Source organism: Rhodococcus sp. G-MC3 (genome assembly GCF_030063335.1).
In the GTDB taxonomy this organism is placed as follows: Bacteria; Actinomycetota; Actinomycetes; order Mycobacteriales; family Mycobacteriaceae; genus Rhodococcoides.
Window position 1 is genome coordinate 1 of the sequence record NZ_JASISW010000048.1, and the last position, 8159, is coordinate 8159.

An 8159-nucleotide genomic window follows, 5' to 3' on the forward strand; every position below is an offset into this window, starting at 1 on the left:
GCCAACCCACGCGTCGTGAAACGCAAAATCTTCAAGTGGGCAGCCAAACGAGCCCACCACCAACACCATCCACAACCCACCACACCACCCGAATGCACAATCATTCAACACTAACTGAACGGTATTGAGGCTAAAGCAGCCTTCGACGCGATATCACGACCTTGTCGACCTGGCCCTGATAGTCACCGCGTGGAGAATCGACGGTGCTGTGACACATACAGCATTAATACGCGAGGCCACCCGTCGGTCGTTGACCCTGCCTCCTGCTCTCGTATCGCCCGCGCCGCAATGGACGAGTGGTTACAGAAGAGCTGCGCTCGGAGTTGCGGGACTACCCGAGGATGCGCGCGAGCTGGACGGCGCGCTTCGCGTCATCGGCCGATGTCTCGACCCACTACTCGACGGAAGCCTCAACTCCGGGTCCTGGGACCCAATAGGAGCAAGATGGGCGTGAACTAGCCATGGACCCACTGTCGTTGTCTACGGTCCTGCTCTCCTTGCGTGAACCATCCGTGATCCGCGCCCATCTTCGCAATAGCGAAGATGGCCAAACGGCCCCTTCTGGGTGAGGCAAGGAACTGTTCGATATCGCGTACGTCCGTTGTTGACAGGCCGATGATGTCGGCGTCGGTGCGGATGCTTCTTTAGCCCTTTAGCCCTTAAGTCCTTGAGCCCGGAGACAGCTCGGGGGAGAAGGGTGCCCAGCAACCGAACCTTCGACGTAGCGCTGAGAATCCCGCCGGCCGTTGATTTCCTAGGCCGGTTGTGGGACTTAAATCGCCGACAACGGTTGCGGCGATTGTGTGTATCACTTGCCCCTCCTGACCAAAGCGTGGTGTCGTGTTGGCAGGCGGCGCACTAAACCGCTGGCAGAGTTATCGGGCATGGGCGATGACCGTGTCGAGGTTCTTGCAGCGCACCCTCTACTTTTCGGCGATGAGACCTAGTCTAAGTCCACGAATGTCAACACTGACGGCGCTCATCGAAAATGCTCAACTTCGCTCAGCGAAAGTGCTCACCCGGTAGCGCTGATCACTGTAGCGGTTGACGGGTCTCGGTGACTGCTTTGCGGAGCTTTTCCGAGCGGGCGTTGTGGTCGCGGAGGCGGTAGGAATCACCGGACATATCGAGGACGACCGATCGATGTAGGAGCCGGTCGAGCATCGCTGCTGCGACGGTGTCGTCACCGAGGACCGTTCCCCACGAACCGACGCCTCGATTGCTGGTGATCACGATCGAGGTCTTCATATATCGTTGCGACACAACCTGAAACAACGCCGACGCCGCCTCACCCGGCAACGGCAGATACCCGAGTTCGTCGATCACCAGCAGCGTCGGTCCGGCGTAGAACCGCATTGTCGTCGCCCACCGGCCTTCGATCGCCGCCCGATGACATCGAGCGGCGAGGTCGGCGGCGGTGGTGAAATACGTCCGATACCCGGCATGGGCTGCGGCCCGTGCCAACCCGACAGACAGATGGGTTTTCCCGACCCCGGGTGGTCCGATGAGCAGCACATTCGTCGCTGTCTCCAGATATCTGCAGGTCGCGAGCTCGTCGATCAACTTCTTGTCGACCCCAGCAGCGTTGTCGAAGTCGAAGTCCTCCAGCGATGCCGGCGTCGGTAGACACGCGAACCGCGACCGACCGGTCAAACGCCGTGCTTCGGTGGCGGCGACCTCGATCGAAAGCAGTCGCTCCAACTCCGCCGTCATCGACAGCTCCTCCGCTGCCGCTTGGTCGAGGACCGCAGGCAACGCTTCGGCGGCGTCGGCGAGTTTGAGGACTCCGAGATGGCCACGCAGACGTTGATAGAGACTGGCTGCTTCGGCGGTGTTCGGTGCGGGAAGTCGATCGGCAGCGGCGCGCGGTTTCGGTGATTCACTCATGCGAGAGTGTTCTTCTCCGCGCAGCCCGCTCGTAGGCCGAGAGGTCGATGACATCCGATGACGTTGACGCAAAACCGGATTTGGAATTCAACGCGTCGGTCACCGAGCCCTGGAATCGGCTGCCACGCAATGCTTCTGCTGCCTTGAGCGCATCGGTTCCCGGCGGTATCCGTTCCTTGCGGCGATGCGGTTTGCCGGTGTTCGCGGTCGCCATCGCGAGCCGTTCGAGCGCGATGACATGGCCGCTGTCGCGGACGATCATTCCCAGACCGTCGGCCGCGACCGTATGCCGGGCGACGGTGATCCCGGAAGCGGTGACGATGTCGAGATGACTCCCGCCGACCGGCCTGGTGACGGTGACCTGCGCCGACGCCAACTCGGGCGGGACGGAGTATTGGTTGCCGCGGTAGGACACCAACGCTTGCCGCGACGCGGTGCGGGCGTCGCCGAGGATCACCGGATACGCCGTCGCCGGCGGCGTCTGCAAGGGTTCGGCCGCCGCGAGGTCTGCGACCGTGCTGGTCCCGGCGGGTGTGTGGCGAGTGCGACTGTCGGAGACGACGGCACAGAAGTTGTCGAGGTGCGCTTGTGCTTGTTCGACGCTCATATCCGGTAGCGACCGCCACCATCGCTGCGCTGCAGTATGATTGGCTTTCTCCACGACGCCTTTGCGGTTTCCTCGACGCGGTGGGCAGATCGCTACCGAGACCCCGTAGTACTTCGCGACGCCGGCGAAGCTGGCGGTCACCGCACCGGACTCGGGGTAGCAGACCGTCGCCATCCGATCGAAACGCCAGACCCGGGTGATGCCGCCGAGAACGCGGACGACGCGGTCGAGGTTGTCCACAAGATGTGGTTGGTCCATCGACGGGGTCAGCACTGCCCGCCATTTCCCCGAATGAGCGAGCGAGCCGACCCATAGATGTGCCGTTCTGCCCCAACCCCATTCGGTCGGGGGGTTCGGTAGATCGACGTAGTCCCATTGAGTTTTCTCACCCGGTGGGTGTTCGATGATGGCGTTGGCTCGGTCGGTGGCGGTCCTGCAGGACACGCAGATCGGGCGCAGTTTCTGTTGCCGGATCTTGCGGGTCATCGTCGGATACGACAGAGCGAAGCCCAAGGCCAAGAGTTCGTCGAAGAGAGCGACCGCCCACAGGTGCGGGTCCTCGGTGAATCGGTAGCGGATGTAGTCGACGAAGTCCTCGAACGGGTCCGTCGTGGACTTTCGTCGCATGCCCGGTGTGGTGGTGCCGTTGATGTAGTTGCGGACGGTTCTGCGGTTGCGGCCGGTGTGTCGGGCGATGTCCGAGATCGACATGCCTCGTTTGTGCAGTGCGGATATCTCCATGTCCTCTTCTCATGTAAGCATGAGATCGCGGGTCTCCTTCGGGACGCTGGTGCGTGGTCAGAGACCACCAGCATCGGAGGAGGCCCGCCCTCATCGACGGAGCCACACGGGTGAGCAGTTTCAGAGATCAGATCTGGGCACTTTCACTGAGCGCCGTCACGCAGGCGCTGACAGTCATTCCAACGTCGTTGCAACGCAACAAGATCGCTCCGAAATCAACGACCCGCGCGTGTCGAAGTCTCTTGACGGTGCGGTAACTGTTGCAGAACAACGACAATGGACCGGACACTATGGCCGGGTCGGGCCTTGCCCGGCGGATGATCGCGTCGAGGTCATCGGTTCCTGCTCCCGGATGCCTTCACGTGGGCAGCCCCAGCTTGTCGAAGAAAGCCCTGTTTCGCTCGGTAGCGGCATTGATTAGCCCATCGAAGTTTGTAACCTCGATGTACGCCTTGGCAGCATTGTTGTAGCCGAAATAGCCGAGACCGTCGTGCGTGGGACGCAGATCTGAGATTTCGCACCTCTCGATCATCTTCTCCGTGAGGTCAGCGACGATGTAGCAGAACGCCGGGGGATCCTGGGTTGGAGGGATCAGCCTGCCGGTCGCGGTCAATACCCTCCCGGCGCGGACTCGTTTCACATAGTCGAGACACTGCTGAATGGGGTTCTTGTCCTCGGTGGCGTCCTTCCTCATCGGGCGCTTGATCTCGACCACGACAATCGATGGCAGCGGCAGCTTCTGTCCTTCGGCCGCGAGCACCGGAGAATCGATGAGCCGCGTCGCGAGGATGTCAGGCTCCTTCGTGGACTTGGACCCGGTGATCGGCATGCTTTTTAACGTCTTGTCGGACGCGAGGTAGTCATGAAACGCGAGCCGTTCGTCGATGATCCAAAGGTTGGACCCATCGGCGGCCACGTCGTTTGATTCCGTGCGCATGGGGACGATCAGCGAGTGGATTGCGTCCTCTCGGCTGTACTTACCTTCTTTATCAGCGCGGATGAGGCGACCGAGCAAGTCAAGCACTGTGCGACGGCGCGAGACGTACGCGGCCAGATCCGATTGGTTGATCTCGCTGACCGTGGCGAGGTACTCCGCGAGTCGCTCCGCGTAGTCCTCCGCCGGTTCCAAGTTGGCCCCCGCAAAGACCTCCTGCCCCTGCACGAACGCCTCGGACTCGATCTTCTGTAGGTGCCGGTGGAGCTGGAGTTCAAGATCTTGGTCTTTGACCGAGGGGTCCACGGTGATCCCGCGTTCCTGGATCTTGGCCAGCACAGGCCTATATCGCGGCGCACGCTTCGTCACGAAATCGTGTACGCGCTGCTTGCCCTGCTCGCGTGCCGACTCAAGCGCATCTTTCAAGATCCCCGCAACCTCTTCTAGGACGGCCTCGCGGATGTCGTCCAGCGAAAGGTCATCTACAAGCGTTTGGCCAGCGACAATTTCGCTGATGTCGAAAGCCGTCCGATCGGCGCGGACGCGATCGTCGAGGAAGGTCGACGTCAGGTAGCACGCGTAAACGAACTCGCCAGATGCTTTGTCGGCCAGCTTGCCATGGAGCCCCGGCACCTTGCCGCTCAAGTTCTCCTCGATGACAACACGGCTCGCAGCGCACCAGTGGAGGCGCGGAACGGAGTTTCGCGTCGTCGCCTTTAGGCGGAGGTTAAGCATGTCGAACTTTTGGCCCTTAATCTTGATCGTCGACGACGTCATTGCTGAGTCGACGAACTCGTCCATCAAATCGGCCAATGAGACCGATTCGTCATCGTCCCCGATCGTGACGATAGGGGCACCGCCGGGCCGAAGGAAGTACCAGATGCAGTGCTCGAAAATTTCGCGTGCGAGGGCATCGACGCCCTTAGGCGCGTTCTGCTGGAATGACTTTTTGAAGCCGTCGAGGCTCACGGCTGTGCCGGGGCGTGCGAACCCGTCGGCGCCGCCGTCGTGCTCGACCTCACGGTCGACTGAGAACCTGAACTGGCGGCCGCGGAGTTCCCCATCCTCATCTTCGTACGCACTTCGGACCGACACTCGGTCGAAAGCTTTAACCTGAATGCACCGATGAGGTAGCCGCTCAACATGCGCGTTAGACGCGAAATGCCCTGCTGTGGTGGAAGAATGGGACTTTCTACAGAACGGATTCTGACCACAAGAAGGGCATCTCGCAGATGCAACTATCTCACACCCGACCTGTCACTGCCGCGAGGTTCGACGACCCCAATCTCGTGTCCGCAGCCGGGCTGGTCCCGGTGCTGGCGTTGGCGCAGCGATCATGGTTGCTCGCGTTGGCCGACGCGCATCTGAGTGTGCCGACCGACAAAGGGGCCAACGCCGGCCGCAAGGTCGGATCGCTGGTCGCGGGGATGGTCGCTGGCGCGGACAGCATCGCCGACATGGCGATCCTCCGGCACGGCGCACTGGGAACGCTCTTCGACCGCCCGTACGCGCCCTCGACGCTGGGGTCGTTTCTGCGCCAGTTCCGGTTCGGGCATGTCCGCCAACTCGACGCAGTCGCGTCCCGACTGCTCTCAGGGCTCGCCGAGCAGACCCCGGTCCTGGCCGGGATCGACACCGGCCCGGTGATGATCGACATCGACGACTCGATCATCGAAGTCCACGGACACAGCAAACAAGGATCCGGCTACGGCTACTCCGGAGTCCGCGGATTGAACTCGCTGATCACCACCGTCACCACGACCACTGCAGCACCGGTGATCACCGGGCAACGACTCCGGAAAGGGTCATGTGGATCCGCACGCGGTGCAGCCCGGATGATCGCCGACACCTTGCGCACGGTACACCGAGTCCGCACGGTAGTCACCAATTCTGCTGCTCCACAGCAGATGTCGGTCCCACTGGTGCGTGCCGATTCGGCGTACTTCGGGCACCCCGCCATCTCGGCAGCGATCCGTGGCGGCGCGGACGTCTCGATCACCACCGGACTGAACTCGGTGATCCGCACCGCGATCAGTGCAATCCCGGTCGATGCGTGGACCCCGATCCGCTACACCAACGCGATCTTCGACGACGACACCCAGTCGTGGATCTCGACGGCGGAAGTCGCCGAAATACCGTTCACCGCGTTCACGGCACAGAAGAAAGCCCACCACATCCCCGGCCGGTTGATCGTGCGCCGCATCCCGGATCTACGATTGAAGAAAGACCAAGGACAGCAGCAACTGTTCGATGTGTGGCGGTTCCACGCTTTCTTCACCACCACAGACCCAGACGATCTCGACACCGTCACCGCCGACCAGGTCCACCGCCGGCACGCGATCATCGAACAAGTCCACGCAGACCTCAAGAATTCAGCCCTCGCCCACATGCCGTCAGGACATTTTTGCGCCAACGCGGCCTGGCTGGTCTGCGCGGTGATGGCGTTCAACCTCACCCGCGCCGCCGCCGCCATCACCGGCGACTCGGCGCTGGCGAAGGCAACGACCGGCACGATCCGTCGAACTCTGATCACAGTGCCGACTCGTATCGCCTACTCGGCACGGAAAATCACCCTCCACCTACCCACAGACTGGCCGTGGGAGAAACAGTGGATGACACTGTTCGAGAACACGTTCCCTCGAAACCTACCGATCGCAGCCTAACGACCAGTACCCTTACCCACACACGAGACGAAAACCCCAGTGGAACAACCCGATAGCCGAGATCGGCCGAACAATCACGCCTCGTATCCAGGTCGATACCGCGCAACATCATTCAGAACAAGCGAGTCAGCTCATCGGTGCATTCAGGCTAAGCATCGTCTCGGCGGAGCAGTGCCGCACGCCGCGCTCGCGCACGTCGGAGCGGGACAGTCGGACCGTTCGCGGGATGGCTGCGGCCAGGGCGTCGACATCGTCGAGGGGCACCAAGGTGCCGCACTCCGGGGACACGATCTCGGGTATCCCGCCTCGCGCAAACGCAGCCACTGGGGTGCCGCAGGCCAGAGCTTCCGCCACCACGAGGCCGTACGGTTCATCCCAGGTTGGGGTTACCAGCGCTGCGGCCGCGCCACCGACCCGCGTCGCCAATTCTCGTTGTTCGAGGTGACCGACGTATGTAGTCGATGGGCCCAGACGTGGGCCGATCTCGCTGGCAAAGTAATTGGGGTCAGAGACCGGGCCTGCCATCTTAATTGGATATCCAGCGATCTCGGCAGCGCGAATAGCCAGATGGGGCGCCTTCTCCGGGGTGAATCTGCCCGACCACACCAGGTACGGGCCGCCGGGCCCCTTGTGCCAAGTGTCGACGTCGACCCCGTCGGGAACGATCTCGATGTCGTCGACAATGCCGTCCCACATCGATGCCGTGTGATGACTGACGGCCGCGAAACGCGTTCCGGCTCCACCCGAGGCTACGATTGCCGACTCGATCCACGGCGTCGGCGGTGTGTGCAGGGTGGTCAGAAACGGCGCGCTGAGTGTCGGTGCCATCGCGATGGGGAGATAGTGGAGGCTGTGGTTGTGGATGACGTCGAAACGACGGTTCGCCGCCAGGCCCAGCATCAATTGCTGATACGCATGGTGGTCGGACATGAACGACTCGGATGGCATCGACACGTCCGCCTTCGCGCGGGCGCTCAACTCGAGATAGTCGACGTTGAGGCAACTACTGTTGAGTCCTGGGTCCGAGCCGGGACCTGCGAACAAAGTGACTTTGTGGTTGGCTTCAGCCAGTGCGTGCGCTAGATGCCATGTGTGCGCTTCGAGTCCCCCGGCGAAAGGCTGCTTGATCGGGTGACGGTTCGAGGCGATGATCGCGATGTGCAGACTGTCATCACCCACGACTACCCACCCACAGCTGTTTGAATCACCCTAGGTTTGATGCCGCTTCCTTCTGAGTCAGGAAGGATGAGCACATGCCCAAGAAAATCGATCCAGAGGTCCGTGCGAGGGCCCTGCGGTTGCTGGAAGCACACGGAGCGGAATACGC

The 8159-nt window shown here is 61.8% G+C and carries 5 protein-coding genes; 1 reads left to right on the forward strand and 4 read right to left on the reverse strand.

Annotated features, from left to right (window positions below; all coding sequences use genetic code 11):
- Window positions 1-1032: 1032 nt before the first annotated feature.
- The 3 genes from istB to QMK17_RS25700 form a co-directional block, all read right to left on the reverse strand.
- On the reverse strand, window positions 1033-1887 hold the full coding sequence (istB, locus tag QMK17_RS25690; protein ID WP_283512115.1) for an IS21-like element helper ATPase IstB: 855 nt from the start codon (window positions 1885-1887) through the stop codon (window positions 1033-1035).
- Entirely contained in the window at window positions 1880-3235 is a 1356-nt protein-coding gene (locus QMK17_RS25695; protein ID WP_283512116.1) for a Mu transposase domain-containing protein, read from the reverse strand. The genes istB and QMK17_RS25695 overlap by 8 nt, the downstream gene beginning before the upstream one ends.
- 358 nt (window positions 3236-3593) lie before the next feature.
- Entirely contained in the window at window positions 3594-5264 is a 1671-nt protein-coding gene (locus QMK17_RS25700; RefSeq protein ID WP_283512117.1) for an ATP-binding protein, read from the reverse strand.
- Window positions 5265-5401: 137 nt separating this feature from the next.
- Here QMK17_RS25700 and QMK17_RS25705 point away from each other — a divergent pair, with 137 nt between their 5' ends.
- Entirely contained in the window at window positions 5402-6832 is a 1431-nt protein-coding gene (locus QMK17_RS25705) for an IS1380 family transposase (protein ID WP_283512118.1), read from the forward strand.
- Between the two features lie 126 nt (window positions 6833-6958).
- Here the strand turns inward: QMK17_RS25705 and QMK17_RS25710 are convergent, their stop codons facing one another.
- Window positions 6959-8011: a glycosyltransferase gene (locus QMK17_RS25710; protein WP_283512119.1), complete on the reverse strand. Its 1053-nt coding sequence runs from the start codon at window positions 8009-8011 to the stop codon at window positions 6959-6961.
- Window positions 8012-8159: the final 148 nt, after the last annotated feature.